Annotated in this window: 19 protein-coding genes and 1 tRNA gene; 11 read left to right on the top strand and 9 right to left on the bottom strand. The window is 70.8% G+C overall.

What is annotated here, in order from left to right:
• Positions 1 to 218 precede the first annotated feature (218 nt).
• A complete protein-coding gene (locus LAJ50_RS12480; RefSeq protein ID WP_138654632.1) occupies positions 219 to 1,571 on the bottom strand; it encodes a HAMP domain-containing sensor histidine kinase in 1,353 nt (450 codons plus the stop codon).
• Entirely contained in the window at positions 1,568 to 2,272 is a 705-nt protein-coding gene (locus tag LAJ50_RS12475) for a response regulator transcription factor (protein WP_138654630.1), read from the bottom strand. Before LAJ50_RS12475 ends, LAJ50_RS12480 begins: the two co-directional genes overlap by 4 nt.
• A gap of 210 nt (positions 2,273 to 2,482) precedes the next feature.
• Between LAJ50_RS12475 and LAJ50_RS12470 the strand changes: the two genes are divergently transcribed.
• Both LAJ50_RS12470 and LAJ50_RS12465 read left to right on the top strand, forming a co-directional pair.
• A complete protein-coding gene (locus tag LAJ50_RS12470) occupies positions 2,483 to 3,730 on the top strand; it encodes a hypothetical protein (protein ID WP_138654628.1) in 1,248 nt (415 codons plus the stop codon).
• A gap of 141 nt (positions 3,731 to 3,871) precedes the next feature.
• Positions 3,872 to 4,360 carry an 8-oxo-dGTP diphosphatase gene (locus tag LAJ50_RS12465; RefSeq protein WP_130553134.1) on the top strand — a complete coding sequence of 163 codons (489 nt, stop codon included), beginning with the start codon at positions 3,872 to 3,874 and terminating at the stop codon, positions 4,358 to 4,360.
• Between the two features lie 592 nt (positions 4,361 to 4,952).
• Here LAJ50_RS12465 and LAJ50_RS12460 read toward each other — a convergent pair.
• Positions 4,953 to 6,188, bottom strand: a complete 1,236-nt coding sequence (locus LAJ50_RS12460) for a beta-ketoacyl-[acyl-carrier-protein] synthase family protein (RefSeq protein WP_138654626.1) — start codon at positions 6,186 to 6,188, stop codon at positions 4,953 to 4,955.
• A 7-nt stretch (positions 6,189 to 6,195) separates the two neighbouring features.
• Positions 6,196 to 6,468 carry an acyl carrier protein gene (locus LAJ50_RS12455; RefSeq protein ID WP_138654624.1) on the bottom strand — a complete coding sequence of 91 codons (273 nt, stop codon included), beginning with the start codon at positions 6,466 to 6,468 and terminating at the stop codon, positions 6,196 to 6,198.
• Positions 6,469 to 6,822: 354 nt separating this feature from the next.
• Here LAJ50_RS12455 and pssA point away from each other — a divergent pair, with 354 nt between their 5' ends.
• The 5 genes from pssA (at position 6,823) to LAJ50_RS12430 (ending at position 10,851) form a co-directional block, all read left to right on the top strand.
• A complete protein-coding gene (gene pssA / locus LAJ50_RS12450; protein ID WP_130522313.1) occupies positions 6,823 to 7,443 on the top strand; it encodes a CDP-diacylglycerol--serine O-phosphatidyltransferase in 621 nt (206 codons plus the stop codon).
• Positions 7,444 to 7,522: 79 nt separating this feature from the next.
• On the top strand, positions 7,523 to 8,689 hold the full coding sequence (locus tag LAJ50_RS12445) for a poly(R)-hydroxyalkanoic acid synthase subunit PhaE (protein WP_138654622.1): 1,167 nt from the start codon (positions 7,523 to 7,525) through the stop codon (positions 8,687 to 8,689).
• Positions 8,686 to 9,750, top strand: coding sequence for a class III poly(R)-hydroxyalkanoic acid synthase subunit PhaC (locus LAJ50_RS12440; RefSeq protein ID WP_138654620.1), 1,065 nt, complete (start codon positions 8,686 to 8,688; stop codon positions 9,748 to 9,750). Before LAJ50_RS12445 ends, LAJ50_RS12440 begins: the two co-directional genes overlap by 4 nt.
• Positions 9,751 to 10,174: 424 nt before the next feature.
• Positions 10,175 to 10,381: a PspC domain-containing protein gene (locus LAJ50_RS12435; protein ID WP_130519479.1), complete on the top strand. Its 207-nt coding sequence runs from the start codon at positions 10,175 to 10,177 to the stop codon at positions 10,379 to 10,381.
• On the top strand, positions 10,378 to 10,851 hold the full coding sequence (locus LAJ50_RS12430; protein ID WP_138654618.1) for a hypothetical protein: 474 nt from the start codon (positions 10,378 to 10,380) through the stop codon (positions 10,849 to 10,851). The genes LAJ50_RS12435 and LAJ50_RS12430 overlap by 4 nt, the downstream gene beginning before the upstream one ends.
• A gap of 7 nt (positions 10,852 to 10,858) precedes the next feature.
• Here the strand turns inward: LAJ50_RS12430 and LAJ50_RS12425 are convergent, their stop codons facing one another.
• The gene (locus LAJ50_RS12425) at positions 10,859 to 11,482 is read right to left on the bottom strand and encodes a TetR/AcrR family transcriptional regulator (protein WP_171044659.1); all 624 of its coding nucleotides are present in this window, start codon (positions 11,480 to 11,482) and stop codon (positions 10,859 to 10,861) included.
• A gap of 189 nt (positions 11,483 to 11,671) precedes the next feature.
• Between LAJ50_RS12425 and LAJ50_RS12420 the strand changes: the two genes are divergently transcribed.
• Positions 11,672 to 11,757: transfer RNA gene (locus tag LAJ50_RS12420), tRNA-Leu, on the top strand.
• A gap of 241 nt (positions 11,758 to 11,998) precedes the next feature.
• On the opposite strand, the gene LAJ50_RS12415 is transcribed toward LAJ50_RS12420, so the two are convergent.
• Together LAJ50_RS12415 and LAJ50_RS12410 are read right to left on the bottom strand one after the other, a co-directional pair.
• Entirely contained in the window at positions 11,999 to 13,882 is a 1,884-nt protein-coding gene (locus LAJ50_RS12415) for a S8 family peptidase (protein WP_224096314.1), read from the bottom strand.
• Positions 13,883 to 13,947: 65 nt separating this feature from the next.
• Positions 13,948 to 16,293, bottom strand: a complete 2,346-nt coding sequence (locus tag LAJ50_RS12410) for a YadA-like family protein (RefSeq protein ID WP_224096313.1) — start codon at positions 16,291 to 16,293, stop codon at positions 13,948 to 13,950.
• 210 nt (positions 16,294 to 16,503) lie between these two features.
• Here LAJ50_RS12410 and LAJ50_RS12405 point away from each other — a divergent pair, with 210 nt between their 5' ends.
• Positions 16,504 to 17,874 carry a HAMP domain-containing sensor histidine kinase gene (locus tag LAJ50_RS12405; protein ID WP_138655318.1) on the top strand — a complete coding sequence of 457 codons (1,371 nt, stop codon included), beginning with the start codon at positions 16,504 to 16,506 and terminating at the stop codon, positions 17,872 to 17,874.
• Here LAJ50_RS12405 and LAJ50_RS12400 read toward each other — a convergent pair.
• Together LAJ50_RS12400 and LAJ50_RS12395 are read right to left on the bottom strand one after the other, a co-directional pair.
• A complete protein-coding gene (locus LAJ50_RS12400; RefSeq protein ID WP_138655320.1) occupies positions 17,871 to 18,581 on the bottom strand; it encodes a response regulator transcription factor in 711 nt (236 codons plus the stop codon). The two genes, LAJ50_RS12405 and LAJ50_RS12400, sit on opposite strands and share 4 nt — an antisense overlap.
• A gap of 395 nt (positions 18,582 to 18,976) precedes the next feature.
• Positions 18,977 to 19,984 carry a LacI family DNA-binding transcriptional regulator gene (locus LAJ50_RS12395; protein ID WP_130553126.1) on the bottom strand — a complete coding sequence of 336 codons (1,008 nt, stop codon included), beginning with the start codon at positions 19,982 to 19,984 and terminating at the stop codon, positions 18,977 to 18,979.
• A gap of 110 nt (positions 19,985 to 20,094) precedes the next feature.
• On the opposite strand from LAJ50_RS12395, the gene LAJ50_RS12390 reads away from it, so the two are divergent.
• Positions 20,095 to 22,656 carry a glycoside hydrolase family 3 protein gene (locus tag LAJ50_RS12390; RefSeq protein ID WP_138655322.1) on the top strand — a complete coding sequence of 854 codons (2,562 nt, stop codon included), beginning with the start codon at positions 20,095 to 20,097 and terminating at the stop codon, positions 22,654 to 22,656.
• A gap of 506 nt (positions 22,657 to 23,162) precedes the next feature.
• Complete coding sequence (locus LAJ50_RS12385; protein ID WP_138655324.1) at positions 23,163 to 26,261, top strand: TonB-dependent receptor; 3,099 nt, start codon at positions 23,163 to 23,165, stop codon at positions 26,259 to 26,261.
• Positions 26,262 to 26,278: the final 17 nt, after the last annotated feature.

Raw genomic sequence — 26,278 nt, 5'->3', positions numbered from 1 at the left:
CTTGAGTAGAAGAAGGCGGGCTTTGGCCCGCCTTCTTCTTTTGAGATTTTTCCCGCTTGATCGAGGGATCGCGGCGCGCGGGCGATCGTGGGCTTCGGAGGGGCAGCGCTCCGGTGAACTGGGGCCGCTTTTCCCTCAATCAGGGCATCCTGCCCTGATTCGGGCGCTCGGCTTGCTGTCTTGGCGCTGGACCCGCGACGGGCGGTGGCCGCGTCGTGTCAGCGCACGGGCAGGCGGATCGTCGCCCGCAATCCCTGTGGCGTGCGGTTGGCCAGGAGCAGCCGGCCGCCGTGCGCTTCGGCGATGCGCTCGGCGATGGCCAGGCCCAGGCCGGCGCCGCCGGTCGCGCGGCTGCGTGAGGTTTCCAGGCGCTTGAACGGCGTGGTAATGCCGGCGAGCTGGTCCTCCGGGATGCCGGGACCCTCGTCGTCGACGTGCAGGTCGATCCGGTCCGCGTGCGCTTCGATGCCCAGGCGCGCGCTGCCGGCGAAGCGCAGCGCGTTGTCGAGCAGGTTGTCGATCGCGCGGTGCAGCGCGGTGGCATCGGCCTGGACGCGCGCGTCCGAACCTGCTGGCAGGAAGGCCACGTCCTGGCCCAGCGACTGCCGGTCCGTCGCGATCGCGGCGACCAGCGCCTCGAGGTCGACCGGTTCCGGCCGCGCCGGCTGCGCCTGCGCGCGCGCGTAGGCGAGCATCTGCTCGATCATGGCGGCCATGCGGTCGAGGTCGCCGATCATGCGCTGGCGGTCCTCGCCGGGGACGAGCTCGGCGCGGATGCGCAGGCCGGTCAGCGGCGTGCGCAGGTCGTGGGCGATGGCGGCGAAGGCCTGCAGGCGTTCGCCGGCATGCCGGGCCAGGCGGGCGTGCATGGCGTTCATCGCCTCGCCGACCGCGCGCAGTTCCGGGGGGCCGTCGAGCGGGAAGCCGGCGCCGCTGTCCAGGTCGCTTGCCGCCGCCGCCCGCGCCAGGCGCTGGATCGGCCGGGACAGCCGCCTGGCGGCGAACCATACCGGCAGCGCCAGCAGGACCATCGCCACGCCGAACGCCGCCGTCATCCGCAGCCGCCAGCCCGCCAGTCGCTGGTCGATCGGCGTCAGCGTGCGCCAGCGTCCGTCGCTGCCCTGGAGCGCCGCGGTGAAGGCGGGCAGCGAGGTGTCCATGCCGACCCGCGCATCGGCGTCGTAGCGCATCTGGAAGCCGCGCGCGTCGCTGTCCACCAGCAGGGTGCGGTCGCCGACCAGGACCACACTCTGCCCGTTGCCGCTGGCCTTGCCCGTGCCCGCCGCGTCCAGCCAGCACGCCCGTACGCGCCCCGGCGGGGTGTGTGTGGCCTGCGCCAGCGTGGCCTCCACCGGGGCGACGCCGGGACAGCCGGGCGGGGCGGCGCGCGGCTCGATCCTGAAGCGGCCGCCGTGCTGCCCGGCGAGCGCCGCCACGGCCTCGCGCACGCTCATGCGGATGGGCGCGGGCGTGGGCGTGGCCAGCACGATGCTGAAGCACAGGGCGAAGGCGAGCACCAGGGTGACCAGCGCCAGCGCCGCCACCTGGACCAGGATGGGCGGCGGCCTCATCCGCGCGTCACCGACGCCTGGAAGCGGTAGCCGAGGCTGCGCACGGTCTCGATCAGCGCAGCGTCCCCCGCCGCGGCCAGGCGCCGGCGCAGGCGGCTGACCGCCAGGTCGATCGCGCGGTCGAACGGCCCTTCCGCCGCCTCATGGGTCAGGTCCAGCAGCCGCTCGCGGCTGAGCACGCGGGCGGGGTGGCGGACGAAGGCGAGCAGCATCCGAGCCTCCCCGGCGGTGAGCGGAACCGTCGCGCCATCGGGCGCGGTCAGGCGATGGGCGTCCGCGTCGAACACCCAGCCCGAGAACAGGTAGGGCCGCGTCTGCGCCGGTACGCGCGGCGCCTGCCGGCGCAGGATGGCGCGCACCCGGGCCAGCAGTTCGCGCGGGTCGAACGGCTTGCCCAGGTAGTCGAACGCGCCGACCTCCAGGCCGACCACGCGGTCGGTCACTTCCACCAGCGCGCTGAGCAGCAGGACCGGCGGGCCGTCCTGGCTCAGGCGCCGGCAGATCGACAGCCCGTCCTCGCCCGGCAGCATGATGTCGAGGATGACCAGGTCGGCCGGCTGCTGCAGCAACAGCGTATCCAGGCCCGCGGCGTCCGCGGTGGCGCGCACGTCGAAGCCGTGCCGGCGCAGGTAGGCCACGATGGCCTCGCGCACGCTCTCGTCGTCCTCGACCACGACGATCCGGTTGTCCTTGCCTGCCATGGGCCTTTGATAGAACGGAGACGTATCGGGATTGTGTCGCCATCGCCGGTGGCGATACAGGCCGGGCATCGAGGCGATACGGTGCGGCGCTGGAATGGCGGCCTCGTCCACTTCCTGGAGTCACCCATGCGCCTGCGTGCGATGTTCCGTTCCCTTTGCTGGCTCGGACTTGGCGGCGGTGCTGCCGTCCTCCCTGCGCAAGCGCTATCGATGACGGCGGACGGCCAGGACGACGCGGCATCGATTGCCGCGGCGGCCATCGCCGAGTACCGGGTGCTGTGCGAGCGCGACCATGCGCGGCTGTGGGGCCAGAGTCTGTGCGGCCCGATCCTGCTGGTCGAGCGCGACACGCGCGCGCTGTTCGTGGACCGCGATGTGCCCGGGCAGGGCCTGCAGCGGCGACACGGCGTGTTCGTGGGCCAGCTGCCTGCGGACATCGGCATCGCCAACACCGCCACCGAGTGGGCCGGGCTGCGCTGGACGATGCTGCAGCTGCCGTTGCCGCGGGAGCGGCAGGCGCGTGCCGAGCTGCTGATGCACGAGGCCTTCCACCGCATCCAGCCGGAGCGCCTGCCAGCGCCCGTCGCGCCGCTGCCCGAGCACCTGGACCAGTTCGACGGGCGTGTCGGGTTGCGGCTGGAATGGCGGGCGCTCGCGCAGGCGCTGCGCAGCAGCGGCGCGCAGCGCCAGGCGGCCATCGCCGATGCGCTGGCGTTCCGCGCCTGGCGGCGGCAGCGCTTCGAGGACGCGGCCGTGCGCGAGAACGCGCTGGAGATCAACGAGGGGCTGGCCGAATACACCGGCCGGCGCCTCGGCGACGCGGGCGATCCCGCCGTGTCGGCCATCGCCACGCTGGAGGACTACGACCACAGGCGCGGCTATGTGCGCAGCTTCGCCTATGCGTCCGGGCCGGCCTATGGCCTGCTGCTGGACGCGCTGGCGCCGGGCTGGCGCCGCGGCCTGCGGCCGGACAGCGATCTGGGGACGCTGCTGCGGCACGCCGCCGGCGACCCGCCGCTGCCCGATCCCGCCGTGGCCGGCCAGCGCTACGGCGAGGAGGCGATCCGCCGCGAGGAAACCACGATCCGCGAGGCGCACGACCAGCAGGCCGCGCAGTGGCGCGCGCAGCTGGTGGACGGCCCGCTGCTGCGGCTGGCGCTGGTGCACATGACCATCGAGTTCGACCCGCGCACCGTGTTTCCGCTGCCGCCGCACGGCACGGTCTACCCGCACGCGATCATCCGCGACGACTGGGGCACGCTGACGGTCGAGCGCGGCGTGCTGCTCGCGGGCGACTGGAAGACCGCGACGGTCGCCGGGCCTGCCAGCGCCGTGGACGGCCGTTACCAGGGCGCCGGATGGACGCTGGCGCTGGCGGCGGGCTGGGAGCTGGCCGACGGCGTCGTGCGTCGTCGATCCGAGGCCGAACGCCAGGCCCCGGCGTCGCCCAACCGGTGAGGGCATGCGCGGGGATCGCCAACGAACACCGCCTCGCGGCTCGCGTGGCGGCGAAGAAGCGCTCGGCCACGGCCGCGCGCGCTGCGCATGATGCCGGCGCGGGCGCGACTACAATGCGCGTTTGACCGCCTCGCTTCCGCCATGCCCTACACCCCGATCACCGGCACGCTCGGCTACGTGCTCTCGCCCGACGGCACGCAGGTGCTGATGATCCACCGCAACGCGCGCCCCGAGGACGAACACCTGGGCAAGTACAACGGGCTGGGCGGCAAGCTGGAGAACGACGAGGACATCGCCGCCGGCATGGTGCGCGAGATCGCCGAGGAGGCCGGTATCGCATGCACCGCGATGGAGCTGCGCGGCACCATCAGCTGGCCCGGCTTCGGCCGCAACGGCGAGGACTGGCTGTGCTTCATCTTCCTCATCACCGCCTGGACCGGCACGCCGCTGACCTCCAACCCGGAGGGCACGCTGGAGTGGGCGCCGATCGAGCGCCTCGGCGAGCTGCCCATGTGGGAAGGCGATCGTCACTTCCTGCCGCTGGTGTTCGATGGCGACCCGCGCCCGTTCCATGGCGTGATGCCGTATCGCAACGGACGCATGGTGTCCTGGAGCTTCAGCCGCTTCTGATCCGCGCGTGGCAAGGCAACGGGCCGACTGCCGTCCGATGGCGCGGCGGTCGCGCTTCCATGCCGCGCCGGGATGGTGGATGCCTCCGCTGCGCGTCCTGGCGGCGTCGTGATTCCGGACGGCGATGCGGGCGCGGGTCTCCGCAGTGCATCAGCGCGCGATTCATGGACAGCGTCCGCGGCGGCGGCTCGCCCTGATGCGCTCCGCCGCCCGCAAGGCCGTGGAACCGGCTTTCGACGCGTTGATGCGGCCCCGTGTGCTTCTCCACAGCCGGTGTGGATGAGTGCTGGGGCAAGCGTGTGGATAACCCGCGCACGCCCAGACGCGGCGCGGCCCCCGCCGGACATGGCGAAAAAATGACCAGCGCGCGACGGTTCATCCACAGGGGCTGTGGATGGTCTCCGGACAAACATGTGGATAAGCGCAGGAGCGCCTTGCAGGGCAGGCGTGTCAAGCGGATTGGCACAAAAATGACCAGGCGGATCGCACGTCGTCGCGCAGCGCCGTGGAACCTTGCGGCCGATGCCCGCCTGCCGAGCGAGGCTGCGCGGTTCGCACCGTCCGCTCGCCGGCGACCGCGGCGGCGAGCGCTTCAGTCCACCGCGCGCAGCGCGATCACCGCGTTGAGCCCGCCAAAGGCGAAGGAATTGCTCAGCACCGCGCGCACCGGGCGGGCGCGCGCCCGGTTGGGCACGTAGTCCAGGTCGCAATCCGGGTCGGCATCGAGGAAGTTGGCGGTGGGCGGCACCACCTGTTCGCGCAGCGCGCCGATCGCCGCCACCAGCTCCAGCGCGCCGGCGGCGCCGAGCGCGTGGCCGTGCACCGCCTTGGTCGAGCTGACCGCCAGCGCCTGCGCGTGCGCGCCGAACACCTGCCGCAGCGCGCGGGTCTCGCAGCGGTCGTTGGCCTGGGTGCCGGTGCCGTGGGCGTTGACGTAGTCGATCCGGTCCGGCGCCAGGCCGGCATCCTCCAGCGCCAGGCGCATGGCCGCCGCCATGCCGTCGACGCTGGGCGCGACGATGTCGCCGGCATCGGCGCTCATGCCGAATCCCGCCAGCCCGGCCAGCGGCCGCGCGCCGCGTGCCGCGGCGTGGGCCGCGCTTTCCAGCACGAACATGCCGGCGCCTTCGCCCAGCACCAGGCCGCTGCGCTGCGCGCAGAACGGCCGGCAGGTGTCGTCGCTGACCACGCGCATCGCCTCCCAGGCGCGGATCAGGGCCAGGCTCAGGCAGGCCTCGCTGCCGCCGGCGATGGCCACGTCAGCCAGGCCGTGGCGGACCAGCAGCGCGGCCTGGGCCAGAGCATGGTTGGCCGAGGCGCAGGCGCTGGACACGGCGAAGGCCGGACCGCGCAGGCCGAAGGCGATGCTGATCTGGCTGGCCGCGGCGTTGTTCATGCTGCGCACGATGGTCAGCGGATGCAGGCGTTCGGCCTGTTCGCGATAGAGCCGGCGCGACTGCTCGTCGCGGCTGAGCTCGGCACCGACGCCGGTGCCGACCACCACCGCGCAACGCGCGCGGCGCGCGGTATCGGGCCCAAGGCCGGCCTGGGTCACCGCTTCCTGGGCGGCGACCAGGGCCATCTGGGTCATGCGGTCGAGCTGGCCGGGGGCGATACCGCCCAGCTGCGCCGCCTTCGGGGCGAAGCCCGGCAGGGTCGCGGCGACCCGCATCTTCAGGCGGCTGTGCGGATCGGGCGAGGGCAGGGCGGCGATGCCACTGCGGCCCTCGCGCATCGCGCGCCACAGCGCCGGCGCGCCCAGGCCCAGCGCGCTGACCGCGCCCATGCCGGTGACCACCACGCGCCGTGCCTGCGCAGAGGCGTCCATGCGCCCCTCAATGCGCCGGCTGGGCCGTGGCCGTCGCCTTGGCCGCCAGGGCCTCTTCGACCGCCTGCACCAGCTTGCCGAGCGCGCCGTCGTCCACGCCCCGATCGCCCTGGGGGAAGGTGATGTCGAAGTGCTCCTCGATGTCGAACAGGATTTCGATGGCCTCGAGCGAATCCACGCCCAGGTCCTGCAGTCTGGTGTCCGGGGTCAGGCGCGCCGGGTCGATCCCGGCCCCCTTGGCGACAATGCTGTGAATCTGCGATTCGATGGACGGCGTCATGGCAGTGCTCCGCGGAAGGGAAGGCCACCACACGGCTCCCGCCGTCGGTGGAGCGCACGCTGCGGCCTTGGCCGCTGCATCCACCCCTCACGCTAGACGCCCAATCTTCCAGGTGCCTTTCGTCCAACCACCGCGTCGGCGGCCCTTCAGCTGGCGGTACGCCCCCGCTGGCGCCTGCGAGCGGGGAAGGACCGGGGAAAGCCGCGGCGTATCCGCGTGGAAACCGCAGCGTGATGCGTGGCGGGCCATGCGCGCATCCCCAGCGGCCGTGCGCGCCGTCGAGCGGTCTTGATCGCCGCGCGACGCCGCCCTTGGCAGGCTGGCGGCCCGTCTTCCGTCGCGAGCACGCGCGCCATGTCACGACCCCGCCATTTCTCGATGCTGCGCGATTTCCAGCTGGCCGACTGGTTCACGCTGGGCAACGCCTTCTGCGGCAGCGGTGCCGTGTTCGCCGCGCTGCACTACATGCAGCAGGGCCGGGTGGGGGTGCTGCTGGCCGGCATGGCGCTGATCCCGCTGGCCTTCATCTTCGATGCGCTCGATGGCCGGGTGGCGCGCTGGCGCAAGTCGGCCTCCACCCTGGGACGCGAACTGGATTCGCTGGCCGATGTGATCTCCTTCGGCGTGGCGCCGGCGGCGCTGGCCTACGCCTGCGGCCTGCAGGGCGGCTGGGACTGGCTGATCCTGAGCTACTTCGTGTGCTGCGGCGTCAGCCGGCTGGCGCGCTACAACGTCACCGCCGAGGCGCTCTCGGGCGATGAGGGCAAGGTGACCTACTTCGAGGGCACGCCCATCCCCACCAGCCTGGCGCTGGTGGTGCTGCTGGCGGTGGCGGCGGTGCAGGGCCGCCTCGGCGCGCAGGTGTGGTGGGGCCAGTGGCAGCTGGGGCCGTGGCAGCTGCATCCGCTGGTGCTGCTGTTCGCGCTGTCCGGCTCGCTGATGATCAGCAAGACCCTGCGCATCCCCAAGCCCTGAGGCCCATGGCGATGGCGTGAGCGCGCGCGCGGGTGATCGCCGGGGGATTGCTATCATCCAGGCAGGTCGGGAGGGCGCGATGGCAGGTGCACAGGGCGGTTGGGGCGAAGGGGCGGACGCGATGGCGCGCCAGGTCTGGGAGACCTGGGGCGAGGCGCTGCGCAAGTTCGCCTCGGTGCCGCTGGAGACCGCCGCGCCGGCCTGGCAGCAGGTTCCCGGCGGCTGGCCGGGCTGGACGCCGCCCAAGGGCGGCGCGCCGGGCGATGTGATGGAGCGCTTCGACGGGCTGGCCCGCCATTGGTTCGGGCGCATGCAGCACGTGGCCGCCCAGTTCGCCGACCGCGACAACACCCCGGCCGACATCGTCGCCGCCTGGCGCCAGGCGCTGGGCGCGACCGAGGCCAAGCCGTATCCGGACCTGTTCGGCAGCCTGTTCGGCCAGGCCACCGGGCTGGACGATCTGGGCGAGCAGTGGCTGCCGTGGCTGGAATCGCTGCGCGGGCCGCTGGAGGAATGGTCCAGGACGCCGGCCTTCGGCCCGGCGCGTGAACACCAGCAGCGCTGGAAGGGCCTGCTGCAGGCCCAGCATGCGCTGCGCGAGGCGGCCGAGGCCTATCGCACCTTGCTGGAGGACGCCTCGCGCCAGGCCTATGCGCTGTTCGAGGAGAAGTTGAACCTGCGCGCGGGCGAGGGCAGCGCGCTGGACAGCGCGCGGGCCCTGTTCGACGAGTGGATCGACGCGGCCGAGGACGCCTACGCGCGCATGGCGCTGTCCGAGGAATTCAGCGAGGTCTACGGCGCGCTGGCCAATGCGCAGATGCGCATGCGCGCCGGCGTGCAGCGCGAGGTTGAGCAGCTCGGCAGCCTGCTCGGCCTGCCCACGCGCACCGAGGTGGATGCCGCGCATCGCAAGATCGCCGAGCTCGAGCGCATCCTGCGGCGCATGCAGCGCGGTCAGGCGGCGGAACGACCCGCGCCGGGCCCTTCGCCCGCGCCTGAGGCGCAGCCCCAGGGCCCGGCGCCCGCGCGTCCGGCGAAGGCGGCCAAGAGGTCCTCCGCTGCGAAGCCTTCCGCGGCGTCTAAGGCGCCGGCCAAGAAGGCGGCCAGGGCCGCAGCGAAGAAGAATCCCGGCACGGCGGCGGCGAAACAGAACGCGGCCAAGCAAGCCGGACGCACCACAGCGCCCGGCAAGTCCACCGCGAAGTCCTCCGCCAAACGCGCCAAGCGCGGCAAGGCCACCGCATGAGCAGTCCGTTCCGCGCCACCGCCGACGCGCTGGCCGCCGAGGCGATCGCCCTGCAGGAGAAGCTCGGTGCCGGCCTGCGCACGCTGCCCGAGGTCGGCGACGTGCATTACGGCGTGACCCCGCGCGAGGAGGTCTGGCGCGACGGCAAGGTGGTGCTGTACCGCTTCGTCGGCGACGCCGCGCCCACGGCCAGGGTGCCGCTGCTCATCACCTATGCGCTGGTCAACCGGCCCTACATGGTCGACCTGCAGGAGGACCGGTCGCTGGTCCGGGGCCTGCTGGCGCAGGGCCAGGACGTCTACCTGATCGATTGGGGTTATCCCGATCGTTCGGACCGGTTCGCGCTGCTGGACGACTACGTCAACCGCTACATCGACGGCGCCATCGATCACCTGCGCCAGGCCAGCGGCGAGGACGCGATCAACGTGCTCGGCATCTGCCAGGGCGGCGCGCTGTCGCTGTGCCATGCCGCGCTGCATCCGGAGAAGCTGCGCAACCTGATCACCATGGTCACGCCGGTGGATTTCCACACCCCGGACAACATGCTGTCCAACTGGGTGCGGATGGTCGATGTCGACCTGCTGGTGGATACGCTGGGCAACGTGCCGGCGGACCTGATGAACCTGAGCTACCTGATGCTCAAGCCGTTCCGGCTGAACGTGCAGAAGTATGTCGGCCTGCTCGACATCCTCGACGACCGCCGCGCGGTGCAGGACTTCCTGCGCATGGAGAAGTGGATTTTCGACTCGCCCGACCAGGTGGGCGAAGCCTTCCGCCAGTTCGCCAAGCAGTTCTACCAGGCCAACGGCTTCGTCGAAGGCGGCATCGCGCTGGATGGCGAGGCGGTAGACCTGTCGCGCCTGCGGATGCCGATCCTCAACATCTACGCCGAGCAGGATCACCTGGTGCCTCCAGATGCTTCCAAGGCGCTGCGCGGGCTGGTCGGCAGCCAGGACTATTCCGAACTGAGCTTCCGCGGCGGCCACATCGGCATCTACGTCTCCAGCCGCGCCCAGCGCGAGGTCCCCAGCGCCATCGCGGGCTGGCTGGCGGCGCGCTGAAGGATCGCGGGACCGGCTGTCCGGCAACGCTGACCAGGCGCCCCCCCCCGTCCCGCCGAGATCGCGGGCGCCCCATGATCTGCCTCCTCCCTTGCGCGCAGGGGAGGGGCCTCTCGTGGCCAGCGAAAAGAGTCGAAAAGCCAGCCGCAACGGCAAGCGCTGACAGCCGCAGCGAAGGGCAACAGATAACCCCCAACCCTCCCGCGCGCTGCGCGCAAGGGAGGGGGGCAGACCATCGCGGTTGAAGCATCCCAAGCCCGCACCGCGCCCATCCTCATCCCCAATCCCCAATCCCCAATCCCCAATCCCGAATCCCGAATCCCGAATCCCGAATCCCGAATCCCGAATCCCGAATCCCACCCCCTCCTTCCCCCCACAACGCTAGACTCCCCACCACCACCACCGCTGTCCGCGAAGTGCCGCCATGAACACGCCCACCGCTCCCCGTCCGCTGGCCCGCTCGCTGGACGACCGCATGATCGCCGGCGTCATGGGCGGCATCGCCCGGCGCTTCGGCTGGAACGCCACGCTGGTACGCGTGGTGTTCGTCATCGTCTCGCTGGCGTCCGCGGCGTTCCCGGGCATCCTGGTCTATCTGCTGCTGTGGCTGCTGATGCCCAACGAGGCGTGAGCGATCGCGCCAGCGCGCGCGCGCCGCATCCGCTGCTGCTGGCACTGGGTGCGCTGTGGACGTCGCCCAACACCCTGATCGGCCTGCTGCTCGGCGTGGCGGGCCTGCTGCGCGGCGCCCGCGTGCACCTGAGCGCGCGCGAACATGCGCTGGTATTCGCGCGCTGGCCCTGGGGACCGGGCGGGGCGATCACCTTCGGCAACACCATCCTGCACACCGGGCCCGACCTGGACGTGGCCTGTCACACCTACGCCCATCGCGCCGGGCATTGCATCGACTTGGCCATCCGCCTGGGCGATCACGAACGCGCGCACGTGCTGCAGTACATGGCGCTGGGGCCGCTGTTCCTGCCGCTGTACCTGCTGTGCGGCGGGATCAGCGTGCGCAACCGCTTCGAACGCGCCGCCGACCGCTATGCCCTGACCGGCGCGGGCTGGTGGCCCTTCGCCCGTGGGCGCGCCGCCCGCTGAGCCGGCTTCAGCGCGGCAGCGCGCCGTAGAGGAACTGTTCGACCGAAGCGTCCACGTAGCCGGTCAATTCCTCGGCGTCGGGGCTGGCCATGTAGCCGCAGGCGGTGCGGATGGTCAGTTCGCCGAACAGCATCATGAAGAACTGGCCCGCGGCCTGGTCGGGCGTGGTGTGCAGCACCAGCCTGCCGGCGGTGACCTGCTGCTCGAAGTAGCGGCCCAGGCAGCCGCGGGTGTCGGCAATGGCGTTGTCGAAGAAGAAGTCGCGCAGCTGCGGAAAGGCGCGGCCTTCGCCGATGACGATGCGGTTGACCAGCAGCGCGTCGCGCGTGGTCAGGCTGGCGGCGATCTCGCGGCCGGCCTTGCGCAGCGCCTGCTGCGGCGGCAGGCCTTCCAGTTCCATCGCCCGCAGGCGTTCGGCCATGTCCTGCAGACGACGCTCGACGATGGCGAAGGCCAGGCCCTCCTTGTCGCCGAAGGCCCGGTACAGCGTCGCCAGCGAGCCGCCGGCGCGGGCCACGATCTCGCTCAGGCGCGCCTGCTGGTAGCCCTTTTCGGCGAACACGTCGGCGGCGGCGTCGAGGAACTTCTCCACGCGCAGTTCCCCGCGCCGGCACAGTTCGACCTGGGGCATCGGGCGCACGCCCGGAAGGGAGGGTCTGGAAGCGAGCATGGGCAAGGGGGGGATCCGGCTGGCCAGTTGCCGTCAATCTAACAAGGAAAGCCGCGGGGCAGTGATGCATCGCGGGATGCCGCCATGGGCGCGCCGCGGCGACCCGCAGGCTTACAGGCATCGCGCCGGGCCGCTATACTGCGCGGCCGCGCCGAAGTGGCGGAATGGTAGACGCAGCGGACTCAAAATCCGCCGCCCTTAAAAGCGTGTGGGTTCGAGTCCCACCTTCGGCACCATGGGGTTATCCGGCAGTTCAACTCCAATCAAACCCGCACTTGGCGGGCTTTTTTTGTATTTAGCAGTCGCTTGTTGCGCCGCCCGGCGCCACGGCGAGGACGCGGCGGCCGAGCGCGGTGAGGGTCTTGGCCGACACGCGCCGCCGATGGCCAGACGCTGCTGGACGTCCCTGTCCGCCGGTCGCCGCGACCGGCCGACCGGCCAGATGGGCGCGCCCGGCCACGCCGCATGTACGACCCGTTACTGCCGTGCGACCAGGGTCAATCCACTGTAGCTGCCGCTCAGGCGCAGGTAGTAGGTGCCGGCGCTGGAGGGGGTGATGCGGATGGTCTGGGTGGTGCCGGCGCGGGTGGAGCGCGCGTCGTAGCTGCTGCTGGTCGGCGTCCTGCCCGCCGACACGTACATCGCCACGTTGCCGCTGCCGCCGAAGGTCATGAAGCTGACCACCGTGCCGGCCGCGGCCTGGAAGCTGTACAGCGCATCGCCGCCCTGGCTGCCGAGGCCGCGCAGCTCGACCTTGTTGGTCAGGGTCTTGGTCGGCGGCACGCAGCTGCTGTCGGAGGGCTGGCACGGCGGGGTGGTGGCCATCTGCAGCAGCATGTCCACATCGAGGATGCCGGCGCCGATCGGCGTCGTGGTCGGGATCGCCACCGGGAACGGCCGCGCGCTGGCGCGCAGCAGATCGCGCATGCCGGTCCAGGTGAACGGCGTCGTGGCCACGCTCTGCACCATCGCCACCGCCGCGGCCACGTGCGGTGAGGCCATCGAGGTCCCCGCCATGCCGCCGATCTGCCAGTCGCTGGTCGGGCCCTGGGTGCCGCCGTTGAGCACCTGGAAGATGTAGCCGTTCGGGTTGCCGTCCACGTCGCCGCCGCCGCCGGGCGCGGCGATGTCCACGCGGCTGCCGTAGTTGGAGTAGCTGGCGCGGCCGCCGTTGACGCGCGTGGCGCCGACGCTGATCACGCCATTGCAGGAGGACATGGTGTAGGTGCCGGCGTTGGCGTTGGCGTTGCCCGCGGCGACCACGATGATCGTGCCTGCGGCGTTGACCTGGTCGATCGCGTCCTGGTAGAGCTGCGGGCAGTTGTCCGGGGCGCCGCTGCCCAGGCTCATGTTGATCACCTCGGCGGGGTTCGGATTGGTCGGCAGGCCGGCCACCGGCAGGCCCGCCGCCCACAGCATGCCGTCGGCGATGTCGCTGCCGAAGCCGCCGCAGGAGCCGAGCACGCGCACCGGCAGGATCTTGGCGTTGTACGCCAGGCCGGCGGTGGCCAGGCTGTTGTTGGTGACCTGGGCGATCGTGCCGGAGACATGGCTGCCGTGCCAGGAGCTGGGCTCCGGCGCGTTGCCGGATGCGCCCAGCGCGGTGCAGTAGTCGGCCTCGACCCAGTCGCCCAGGTCGTAGCCGCCGGGCACGCGGCCGTCGCTGTCGCGGCGCGAGACGCGGTGGTCGGTGATCATGTCGTAGCCCGGCAGCACGTTGGCGGCCAGGTCCGGATTGTTCTGCACCACGCCGGTATCGATCACCGCCACCACCACGCCTTCGCCGGTGGAGCGGGTCCAGGCGGCTTCGGCGTTGACGCCGCCGACCGGGTCGTGAAAGTTCCACTGCAGCTGGGCGTAGGCCGGATCGTTGGGCGTGGTGGAGGCCGCGGCCGCCCGCGCCGCCGGCAGGCGCACGCTGGCTTCGTCCAGGCGGCGGTAGAGGCGGTCGACCTGCACCGACACCACGGACGGGTCGGCCCTGAGTTCGTTGATGAAAGCGGTGCGCTCGCTGTCGCTCAGGCGGCGCGAGGTCTGCACCACGTGCCAGCCCGGAACCGCCATGTCGCGCAGCACCTTGGCGCTGACCGCGCTGCGCGCCGGTGCGCCGGCGTTGGCGGGCAGCGCGCGCTGCATGCCGCTGCGCGCCACCGCGCTGTTGAGGGTGCTGGTCAGCAGGCTGCGCGCCTGGGTGCCACTGTCGCGGGTCTTGACGATGAAGCGCTGGCCCAGCTCGGTGGGTGTGTCCGATTGCGGCGCGGGGCCCTGCACGCGGCCCAGGCCGATGGTGGGAGAGGCGGCCTGGGCGGCACCGGCGAACAGGATGGCGGCGAGGGCGGCGGCGAGCGGAGTGGAAGACATCATCTGCGGGTCCTGGAAAGGAGAGAGAGGAGGAAGAACGCGGCGGCGCGTGCCGCCGCGGGAGATCACAGGTCCACGCCCACGCCGATGCCGGCCGAGGACTCGCCGCTGCTGAAGGCGCCGCCCAGGCTGAACGAGGCGCGCGCGCCGATCTTCTTGGCGTAGCCGACCGACACGGCCTGCTCGCCCCCCTGGAAGCCGGCACCGACCGACACGCGTCCGCGCGGGCTCTGCGTGCCGGCGGCATTGACCGCCATGTTGAGCATCGCCGCACTCATCGCGCCGAGCCGGTCCATGCGCCGTTCCATGCCGTCGAAACGACGCTCGGTGTCGGCGCGTAGCTGGTTGAAGTTGTCGTCCAGCGCGGTGACGCGGGTGTTGGTGTAGGCGTTGGCGCTGCTCAGGGTGGCGCTGTCGCCGGCGCGCATCTGCGCCACGTTGACCGCATCGGTGTCGGCGCTGCCGGCGGCGACGTTGGCGATCTGGCGTTCGTTGCCGACGCTGCCCACCGAGACCGTGTTGGCGCGGTCGGCGACCGCGCCCTGGCCCAGTGCGACGGCGTTGGCGGCGCTGGCCGAGGCGCCTTGGCCGAGTGCGGTGGAGGAGGCGGCGGCCGCCGTCGCGCTTTCGCCGATCGCCACCGCATTGGTCGCCGCCGCCGTGACCTTGGCATTGGCGCCGACCGCGGTGCTGCCGTCGGCGTTGACCGTGGCGTTGCCGCCGATCGCAGTGTCGTTGGGTCCGTAGGCCAGCGCCTGCGCGCCCACGGCCACGCCGTTGTCGCCGTTGGCGGTTGCGCCGGACCCCACGGCCACCGCGTTGGTGCCGGCGCCGGTGCTGGGCGGCGCCACGGCGCCGTCGCCGATGCTGACGCCGCGGCCGCTGTCGGAACTGGCGAGGGTGCTGAGGCGCGTATCGAGCCCGGTCAGCGCGGTGTCGATGGCCCCCATGGCCGAGCCCAGGTCACCGAAGTGCGTGCCCTGCACCAGGTAGTTGCCGCCGATCAGGTTGCCGTTGGCGTCGACCACGCTGCCGGCGCCGAACGCGGTGGCGACCTGGCGCAACTGCGCCAGGTTGACCGCATCGGTGTCCATGGTGCCGGCGGCCAGGTTGGTGAGCTGGCGCTCGGCGCCCGCCGCGCCGATGGACACGGTGTTGTCGCGTTCGGCGATCGCGCCGGCGCCCAGCGCCACGCTGTTGTTGGTGATGACCTGTCGATCGTCGACGAACTGTGAGTTGCCCACCCGCGCGCCAGGGCCGATCGCGATGGAGTGGTCGCCGAACACATCGGCGCCGGTGCCCATGGCGACGCTGTCGTAGAACAGCACCGGGATATCGCGGAAGAAATCGCCGTTCCACACCGTGCCCCCGCCCAGGGCCAGGCTGCGCGTGCCGCCGGCCCAGGACCCGTTGCCGAGCGCGGTGGCGCCGACACCGCCCGCGAACGCCGCCGGCCCGATCGCGGTGCCGGAGTCGTTCTGCGCGAACGCGCTGGCGCCGACGGCCACGCTGTTGGCGCCCCAGGCGCGTGCGCCGTTGCCGAAGGCGCTCGCCCACTCGGCGATGGCCTGGCTCTGGGCGCCCACCGCCACGGCGGCGTACTGGTTAGCCAGCGCGGTGGAGCCCACGGCCACGGTGCGCTGGGAACTGGCCTCGGCCAGCGCGCCGACCGCGGTGGCGTTGTAGGCGGTCGCCAGCGCGCCGCCGCCCAGCGCGGTGGACAAGGGTCCGGTGGCCTGGGTGGCCTGCAGCTGCATCCCTTCGGAGCTGAAGCCGTCTTCGCCCACGTCGACGATGCCGCCGATGGCGACGCTGGAACGGTCGCTGGCGATCGCGCCGGCGCCGGCGGCCACGTTGAACTTGCCGCTGGCCTGCGCGCCCGCGCCCATCGCGGTCGCGGCCAGGCCGGTGGCGGAGGTCTGCTGCAGGACCGTCACGCCGCCGGACAGATAGGAGTAGTCCACGTCGAGCATGCCGCCGACGGCGGTGGTGGACAGCTCGGTGGCCAGGCTGTTCTGGCCCACGGCGAGCGCATGGTCGGCGTAGCCGACCGCGCCGCCGCCGACCGCGATGGCGCCGGTGCCGACCGCCGAGGCGGCCTCGCCGGCGGCCAGCGCTTCGTCGCCGTCGGCCTCGGCGCCGGCATCGCTGTCGGCGCTGCCGGTGGCCTTGAAGTAGACGCTGGGATCGTACGGCGTCGCGCTGGCGTCGCTGGCGCTGGCGTCCACGCCGCGGGTCGCGACGGCCGCGGGTCTGGCGCTGCCGGCCGTCGTGGGCGCGGTGCTGCTGGACTGCGCCATCGCCGTCGAGGTCAGGCACAGCGCGCAGGCCAGGGCCAGCGCCAGGGGCGTGCGGGCGCGGGGAGCCGGATGACGGGCGGCGGTGCCGCGCTGGGAAATGCGTTCGTTCATGGCGATCTCGGGTTCGTAAACGGCGGGCAGAAGGAGACGTCGGCGGCGCGTGTGCGCCTCCGTATCGGTCGAGCGTGGTCTGGGAGCCGCGCCGTCGTCCCCGGGCGCGTTCCGTCATGCGAACTTAGGCGGGCCGTCACCGGCTTGTCACCCGCAAGTTCTCGCACGATCATCATCGAAATCTCACCGAATGGGATGGGGCGCGGCGGCATGGCGAAGGCGTTCTGGACGTGGCTGGGCCGCGCGCCGCTGGTGGACGAAGTGGATCGGCGCAATGCGCGGGTGATCCAGCTGCTGCTGTTGTTCCTGGCGGTGACCATCCCGGCGACCCTCGCGGTTGCCCTGGTCCTGGCCTGGCCGCAGCTGCGCGGGCATCCCCTGCCGCCGGGCATGCTGATCTCGCTGGCCATGAGCCTGCTGATCGGCGCGTGCGCGGCAATCGGTTTCGTACGCGTGCGCCGTGGCGCGCTGCGCGGCGGCGTGCGCCTGCTGCTCGGTGCGCTGCTCGGCGCGCTGCTGGTCAATGCCGCCATCCACGGCTTCCAGAAGCAGCTGCCGGACCAGTTGGCGCAGATGCTGGTGCTGATCCTCGCCGGGCTGGTGCTCGGGCGCCGCGCGCTGTGGGTGACCTTCGCCGTCCTGCTGCTGACGCTCGGCGTCGGCGTCGGCCACGACGCCCTGGCCGAACGCGCCGATACCTCGGCGCAGGCGCTCTTCAACGTCCTGCCGGTGCTGTGCAGCTACCTGCTGGTGACGCTGTTGCTGGACCGGACCACCGAGGCGCTGCGCGAGAGCCTGCGCGAATCCAATGCGCGCGGCCAGCGTCTGCAGCAGGAGATGCACGAACGCGAGCGCGCGCAGACCCAGCTGATCCACGCGCAGAAGCGCGAGATCACCGAGCGCATGGCCAGCGGCCTGGCCCACGATTTCAACAACATCCTGGCGGTGATGTCCGGCTTCGCGGCCGCGCGCCACGACGACGACCTGGCCAGCGATGCGCAGCGCATCGCGCAGCTGGAGGACAGCCTGGCGGCGGTGGAGGCATCGGCCGAGCGCGGCATGACCATCGTGCGCCGCCTGCTGCGCTTCAGCCGCCGCGATGCCGAGCACGCCGAGCGCTTCGACGCGGCGGCCGCGGTCGAGGCGCTGCAGCCGATGCTGCGGCAGCTGCTGGAAGCGCGGATCGTGCTGCGCTGCGCGCTACCGCCGGCGCCGGCGCCGATCCGCTTCGAGCGCAGCCAGTTCGACCTGATGCTGCTGAACCTGGCCTCCAACAGCCGCGACGCGATCGCCGACCGTGGCCATTTCGACATCGCCGTGTCCAGCGCCGAAGGCCTGACCGTCATCGAGGTTGCAGACGACGGCCATGGCATGCCGGCGGAGGTGGCCGCGCAGGTGTTCGAGCCGTTCTACAGCACCAAGCCGGCCGAGAGCGGCACCGGCCTGGGCCTGGCGGTGGTCCGCGACCTAGTGGTGCGCGCCGGCGGGCAGATCCAGGTGCACAGCCGCGTGGGTGTCGGCACCCGCTTCCGCATCGTGCTGCCGCATGCCGGTGCGGCGCCGGCCCAGGCCGTGCCCTAGCTGGCCGGATCGAGGACGTAGCCCTGGCCGTGCACGGCGGCCAGCGGCAGCGGTTCGCCGCAGCGGCGCTGCACCTTGCTGCGCAGGCGGTGCACCATCGAGTCCAGGCGGTGCGCGTCGAAGTCGTAGACGCGGTCGGTCAGCGCCGCGATCAGCGCTTCGCGCGAGACCAGCAGTCCGGGTTGCTCCAGCAGGCGCATGCACAGGCGGCGCTCGCTGCCGGTCAGCGCCGCGGCGGCGCCGGACGGTGACAGCAGGCACCAGCCGTCCTCGCTCACCTGCCAGCGCCCGCGCGCCGGCGTCGCGGACGGGCGCCCGCTCACGCGCCGGGCCAGGCTGTGCAGGGTCGCGGCCAGCAGGTCGATCTCCACCGGCTTGGACAGATAGGCGTCGGCGCCCCTGGTCAGCCCGCGGATGCGGTCCTCGGTCTGTGCCAGGCTGGTCAGCATGACGATGCCCATGTCCGGATCCTGCTGGCGCAGCGCGCCGGCCAGGGTGAAGCCGTCGGTGTCGGGCAGGCCGACGTCCAGCACCACGATCTCGGCGCCGTCGCGCTGCAGGCGCTGCTGCAGTTCCGCGCCGGTGCCGTAGCCCTGGACGTCGAAGCCGAAGCGCTGCAGTCCCGGCACCAGGATGCGGTCGCGCAGGATCGGATCGTCCTCCAGGACCAGGATGCGCAGGGCGGTGGCAGCGGGATCGGAAGTCATGCGCGGCCGCAGTTTAGCCGAGGCCACCGCATGAACGAGCGGCTGGCGGCGTTGACGCGTCCCAGCCCGGAGGGCGACTTCTTTAAGGCAACAATCGGTCGCCGAGCGCGAGGGAGCGAAAGCGGCCGCCTTCGTGCCCACCTTTCGCGTGGACAAAAGGCCAAGCCCGAACTGCCTGCCTCGCGCTGCCCGCGGGATGACAAGCGCGCCAGATTGATGCGGCGCAGAATGCCAAGGTGGGGTCGGGCTTCGTATGGTGACAGCGCTGTCACCGGGGATCGCGGGAGGCGGCGCTCCCTTGCCTCGTTGCCCGGCTCCTGTCGTCCATGCGCCTGCCAGACCTGCGTTTCGTCCATGCACTGCGGGGCCGCCCTGGCGCGGCGCGCGTGCGTGCGTCAGGTCGAAGGGGCCGCGGTCGATTCGCGCAGCTGCAGGGCATAGGGCATCTGCACCATCTCGCCGCTGTCCGGGCTGTGGATGGTCTTGATCAGTTCGAGCGTGGCGGTGCGGCCCATGTCGCGGGTCGGCTGCCGCACGGTGGTGAGCGAGGGGAAGATGTGGCGCGAGATCGGGGTGTCGTCGAAGCCGCACACCGACAGCTGCTGCGGGATGCGCAGGCCGCGCTCGCCGGCCACGCGGATCACGCCGGCGGCCATGTCGTCGTTGCCTGCGAAGATCGCGGTGGGCGGCTCGGGCAGGTCGAGCAGCTGGTTGGCCGCGGCCACGCCCGACTCGAAGGTGAACTCGCCCTTGGCCACCAGCGCCGGGTCGTAGGCGATACCGGCCTCGCGCAGGGTCTCTCGATAGCCGGCGTGCCGCCACTCGGCCGCGCCATGGGTCGGCGGCCCCTTGATGTGGCCGATGCGGCGATGGCCGAGCGCGAGCAGGTGATGCATCAGTTCGCACACCGCGGCGTGCTCGTCCACGGTCACGCCGATGCGGCCGCGATGCGTGCGCGGGGCGATGCTGGCGAAGGGCAGGGCGGCATCGTCCAGGAAGCCGAGCAGCTCCATGTCGTCGGTCAGCGGCGGGGTGAGGACGAAGCCGTCCACGCCATGCTGGTTGGCCAGTTCGCGCAGCTCGGCGATCGCGCGGCCCTCGCCATAGGTCACCGGCGCCAGCACCAGCGTGTAATGCCGCTCGCGGCAGGCCTCGAGCACCCCGCCCTGGATCTGCATCAGGTAGTTGCGCGACGGGTTGTCGTAGGCCAGCGCGACCACGAAGGTGCGCCGGCTGGCCAGGCTGCGCGCGGACAGGTTGGGCTTGTAGTGCAGCCGGTCGACCACTTCCTGCACGCGGCGGCGGGTCTGTTCGCTCACGCGCGGCTCCTGGTTGAGCACGCGCGAGACCGTCTTCATCGATACGCCGGCCGCCTCGGCCACGTCCTCCAGTCTCACCCGCATCGCCTGCCATCCCCTGTCGCCGTCGCCGCATCTTGCCAAAACGCGCGGCCGACGCCTGCTGCAACCGCAGCACGCCCGGCGCGTGCATCCCATTCCCAGGAGTTCTCTGCATGAAGCAACGTCCCCTCCGCGCCACCCGTGGCGCCCTCTCCCTCGCGCTGCTGGCCACGCTGTCGGCCGGCGTGCTGAGCGGCGGCGCGGCCATCGCGCTCGATCAGCAGGCGGGCACGGCGCATCCGGCGCTGTGGCCGCATCTGCGCTCGCCGCTCAAGCCCGATCCCAGGCTGGAAGCGCGCATCGACGCGCTGCTGGCGAAGATGTCCCCGGAGGAGAAGGTGGGGCAGGTGGTCCAGGCCGACATCGCCAGCGTCACGCCGGATGATCTGAAGACCTACCGCCTCGGCTCGATCCTGGCCGGCGGCAGCTCGGACCCGGGCGGCCAGTACAACGCGCCGGCCAGCGCCTGGCTGGCGCTGGCCGATGAGTTCTACGCCGCCTCGATGGACACCAGCGGCGGCAAGTACAACGCCATCCCGGTGATCTTCGGCGTCGATGCCGTGCACGGCCACAACAACGTCGTGGGCGCCACGCTGTTCCCGCACAACATCGGCCTGGGCGCGACCCACGACCCGGCGCTGATGGGCCAGATCGCGCAGGCCACCGCCGCGGAGATGCGCGCCACCGGCATCGACTGGACCTTCGCCCCGACCCTGGCGGTGCCGCAGGACGATCGCTGGGGCCGCACCTACGAGGGCTATTCGGAGAACCCGGACGTCGTGCGCGCCTATGCCGGTCCGCTGATCCAGGGCCTGCAGGGCAAGCCGGGCAGCCAGGACTTCCTCAAGGGCGCGCACGTGGTGGCCACCGCCAAGCACTTCCTGGCCGATGGCGGCACCTTCGAAGGCCGCGACCAGGGCGATGCGCGCATCGACGAGGCCACGCTGCGCGACGTGCATGGCGCCGGCTATCCGCCGGCGCTCAAGGCCGGCGTGCAGGCGGTGATGGTCTCGTTCTCCAGCTGGAACGGGGTCAAGATGAGCGGCAACGCCTCGCTGCTGGATGCGGTGCTGAAGCAGCGCATGGGCTTCGACGGCTTCGTGGTCAGCGACTGGAACGGCCATGCCAGCGTGCCCGGCGGCAGCCGCGAGAACTGCGTGCCGGCCTTCGTCGCCGGTGTGGACATGATCATGGCGCCGGACACCTGGAAGGGCTGCTACGAACATCTGCTGGCGGCCGAGAAGGGCCAGGCGCTGCCGGCCGGGCGCCTGGACGAGGCGGTGCGCCGCATCCTGCGGGTCAAGTTCCGCGCCGGCATGTTCGAGGCCGGCAAGCCCTCCACGCGCGGGGTGGCGGGCCGCTTCGACCTGCTGGGCAGCGCCGAGCATCGCGCCATCGCGCGTCGCGCGGTGCGCGAGTCGCTGGTGCTGCTGAAGAACAACGGCGGCGTGCTGCCGCTGGACCCGCGCGCGAAGCTGCTGGTGGCCGGCGACGGCGCCGACGACATGATGATGCAGTCCGGCGGCTGGACCCTGAGCTGGCAGGGCACCGGCCTGAAGCCGGAGGACTTCCCGCACGCCCAGACCATCGCCTCGGCCCTGCGCGAGCAGGTGGCGCGTGCAGGCGGCCAGGTCGAGCTGGCCGCCGACGGCCACTACACGCGCAAGCCGGATGCGGCGGTGGTGGTGTTCGGCGAAACGCCGTACGCCGAGTTCCAGGGCGACCTGAAGGTGCTGGCCTATCGCCCCGGCGACGATCGCGACCTCAAGCTGCTGCGCAAGCTCAAGGCCGAGGGCATCCCCGTGGTGGCCGTGTTCCTGTCCGGCCGCCCGCTGTGGATGAACCGCGAGATCAACGCCGCCGACGCCTTCGTGGCCGCCTGGCTGCCGGGCTCGGAAGGCGGCGGCGTGGCCGACGTGCTGCTGCGCGACGCGAAGGGCAAGGTGCAGCACGACTTCCGCGGCACGCTGTCCTATTCGTGGCCACGCACCGCGGTGCAGACGCCCTTGAATGTCGGCCAGCCCGGCTACGACCCGCAGTTCGCCTATGGCTATGGCCTGACCTACGCCAAGCCGGCGTCGCTGCCGGCGCTGTCCGAGGATGCGGGCATGGATCTGGCATCGCTGGGCGCGCAGACCTTCTTCGAACGCGGAACCCCGGCCACCGGCTGGACCCTGCGCGTGCAGTCGGTGGTGGGCAAGCCGCGCACGCTGTCCCAGCCTTCCGGCCAGCGCGACGCGCCGGACGTGGCGATCGCGCCGCTGGACTACAAGGCGCAGGAAGATGCGTGGAAGATCACCTGGAAGCAGACAGGCGAGATCGCGCTGCTCGCGCCGCGCCCGCTGGACCTGGTGCGCGAGACCAACGGCAACGTGATGCTGCGCGTCACCCTGCGCGTGGACGCGGCGCCTTCGCAGCCGGGCGCCGAACTGTTCCTGGAATGCGGCCCGGGCTGCAGCGCGTCCCTGCCGATCGACACCGCGCTGGCCAAGGCGCCGCGCGGCACCTGGGGCACGCTGGGTATCCCGTTGAAATGCTTCGCCGCGCGCAACGCGCAGATGGGGCAGGTCACCGCGCCGCTGGGCTGGCGCATGCCGGCCGGCACGGTGCTGTCGATCCACGAAGTCGGCCTGGGCACCGAGGCGCAGCACGTGCTCGATTGCGCGGCGAAGTGACGCCCGGCGGCCGTTACGGCCGCCGATGAACGGAGTTGCCGGGACGTTCCGGAATGTGAAACAGGCGCGTGGCGACACCGCCTGTCTTCGTTGCGCGCGCCTCGCGCGCCGGTGAGGCCGAGTCCCGCTGGCCCGGACCGAAGATCCCGCCAGCAACCGCGATCGCGGACCAGCGCGCTCAGGGAGGCCAGAGGCTTGCGGGATGAGCGGTGCCTAGGTGCATAACTGGGACGGTATTGGTCTTTTCAGGCCGCGGATGTCATTTGAGACGGGTGGAACCATCCTGATTGCATTTCGGCGACACGCCGGCAAAGTCTGGAAAAAAGCGGTCAAATGTAGCGAAATAAGCCACAAAAAAAAGATGACCAATCTGTAATTTTTTGTGAGTTTCTCGTTACTCTCGTGTTGCGGAGGTTGCTTCCAAGACCCGCGCAGCCCCGGCTGGGGTGAAGTGCGAAAGGCAGCCGGGTGGCCTTGCTCCTACCTGTCAACCAGAGAGATCTTCGATGAAATTCGCCAAGACCATGAAGCGCACGGCGTTGAGTGTGGCGCTGGGCATGTGTTTTGCCGGCGGCGCCTACGCCCAGAGCACCAGCGGCAGCATCCGCGGCACCGTCCCGCCCGGCGCAAGCGTGATCATCAGCAACAACAGCGGCTTCAGCCGCACGGTCACGGCCGATGCCGATGGCCGCTACAGCCTGGGCTCGCTGCCGGTGGGGTCCTACACCGTCACCGCGCAGGACGGCGGCAGCAGGACGGTGACCGTGACGGTCGGCAGCGCGGTCGATGCGTCCTTCGGCGGCAACGCCGCGACGCTGGAAACGGTCCGGGTCACCGGCGCGTCGGCGCCGAAGATCGACGTGACCGCGACCGATACCCATACCGTGATCACCGCCGAGCAGCTCAAGCGCCTGCCGATCCCGCGCTCGGCCGAAGCCATCGCGCTGCTGGCGCCTGGGACCGCGTCGGGCAACGGCTACTACTTCGGCAACAGCGTGTCCTTCGGCGGCGCCTCGGTCGCGGAGAACGCCTACTACATCAACGGTTTCTTCACCGGCAACCCGATGACCAACGTCGGCGGCTACACGCTGCCCTATGGATCGATCGCCCAGCAGGAAACCTATACCGGTGGCTACAGCGCCAAGTACGGTCGTTCCGACGGCGGCGTGATCAACGGCATCGGCATGAGCGGCAGCAACGATCTGCATTTCGGCGGGCAGATCACGTTCTCGCCCAAGGGCCTGCGCTCCAACAATCCGGATCGCTACTACCCGAACATGGATTTCAGCGCGGCCAACGCCAATCCGAACATGCCGGTCAATCCGGACACCGGCAAGCCCTATCAGTACGGCTACGAATCGCCCCAGCTGGCGGGCACCCTCTACGACAAGGGCAACCAGCACGAGCGCTGGGAGAGCACCTACAGCGGCTACGTCAGCGGTCCGCTGATCCGCGACACCCTGTTCGGCTTCATCTCCGCCGAAACCGACAAGGTCGATACCGCGACCGGTTCGCCCAGCCAGGCCGCGCCGGCGACCTACGAGCGCTACAGCAGCACCAATCCCAAGCTGTATGCCAAGTTGAACTGGAACATCAACGACAGCAACCTGCTCGAGTACACCTATCTGCACGAGAAGACCAACGAGCGCGGCACCGATTACGACTACGACTTCGATACCCAGGCCATCGGCAACGCGCTCAACCCCATCACGCCGACCTACCTGACCAACGACCTGTCGGTGATCAAGTACACCGGCTATCTCACCGACAGCCTGACCTTCGACGCCACCTACGGCCGCACGCGTCAGGCCTACAAGGCGATCAATCCCCAGGTGTCGGCCGGCATCGACATGGTCACCGCGTCGCAGGCCACGGTGAATCCGGCCGTGGCCGACATCAGCGGTGTCACCATTCCCAACACGATCACCGCCGGCGGTACCAACGCCATCGATCGCAGCCATGGCCTGCGCGCGGACCTGCAATGGGTGGTGGGCGACCACACCCTCACCCTGGGCGTGGACAACATGAAGTTCTCGTCCGACAACGAGGGCATCACCCAGTACGTCAACAACTGGCGCTACTCCCACACCAACAACATGGGGGCGCTGGCCGCCTACGGCATTCCCAGCCTGGCCGCGTCCAATGGCTACTACGTTAGCAACACGTTCTACAGCGATGCCAGCAGCATGTCCCTCAAGCAGGATGCCTATTACCTGGAGGACAAGTGGCAGGTCGTGGACAACCTGCTGCTGACCGTGGGCCTGCGCAACGACAAGTTCACCAACTACAACAACGTCGGCAAGCCCTACGTGGACAGTGGCAACCAGTGGGCGCCGCGGATCGGCGCGGCGTGGGATGTCTTCGGTGATTCCTCGTTCAAGCTGTTCGCCAACGCGGGGCGCTACTTCCTGGCGCTGCCCAATGCGGTGGCGCTGCGTGGCGCTTCGCCCTCCACCTTCACCCGCCAGTACTTCACCTACACCGGCATCAATCCCAATACCGGCGCCCCGGTGACCGATCAGGCCAGTACGGTGCTGGTGCTCAACGGTGAGGACGGCAAGCCCGTCGATCCCAATACGATCGCGCCGACCAACCTCAAGAGCGAGTACCAGGACGAATACATCCTGGGATTCGAGAAGACGCTCGGCGCGTCCTGGGCCTTTGGCGCCAAGGTCACCTATCGCGATCTGAAGTCGGCGGTGGACGACATCTGCGATTCGGGCACGATGTACAACAAGCTCGCGGCGACCCAGGGACAGGCCGTGGCGGACGGTGTCAGCATTCCGGGCTGCTTCCTCGCCAACCCCAGCGCCAGCAACACCTTCAACCTGCAGAACGTCGACGCCAACGGCAACCCCACCGGCACCTATACCAAGCTGACCATGAACCCCAGCGACTGGGGCTGGCCGTCGCCGATGAAGCGCACCTACAAGGCCATCGACCTGTTCCTGGAGCATCCGTTCGATGGCAAGTGGGAGTTCCGCGTGGACTACACCTACTCCAAGCTGCAGGGTAACACCGAGGGTCCGGCCAATTCGGACACCGGGCAGGGCAGCGACAGCCACGACAACGGCGTTTCCACCTCGGAGAACTGGGATATCGCGGCGATCATGAAGTACGCCGATGGCTATCTGGCCAACGACCATCGCCATCAGATCAAGCTGCATGGCAGCTACGCCTTCAACGACGACTGGTCGGTGGGGGTCAGTGCGCGCCTGATGGCGGGTGCGCCGGCCAACTGTTTCGGCTACTACAACCCGGATGGCAGCATCAACGAGAACGACAACGCCGACGGCGGCCCGGCCGATCCGGCGGGCAACTATGGCGCGGCCTACCACACCTGCTTCGGCAAATCGGCTTCTCCCGGTACCAAGTTCCTGCCGTGGACGCACGATTGGGATCTGGGCGTGGTGTACGCGCCCGGCTATTTCGACCACAAGCTGCGCCTGGGTCTGAACGCATTCAACGTGTTCAATTCCCACGGCATCACCTCGCAGGGCTGGACCTCGGAAACGGCGGCCTACACCGTTTCCAACACCTACGGCCTGCCGTATGCGTTCCAGTCCCCGCGCTACGTGCAGTTCTCGGCGGCCTACGACTGGTAAGCCGACGCGACTGCGGC

Source organism: Pseudoxanthomonas sp. X-1 (assembly GCF_020042665.1).
Taxonomy (GTDB): Bacteria; Pseudomonadota; Gammaproteobacteria; order Xanthomonadales; family Xanthomonadaceae; genus Pseudoxanthomonas_A; species Pseudoxanthomonas_A spadix_A.
Note: the sequence above shows the minus strand (reverse complement) of the source record. Positions and strands in the feature narration are given on the sequence as shown.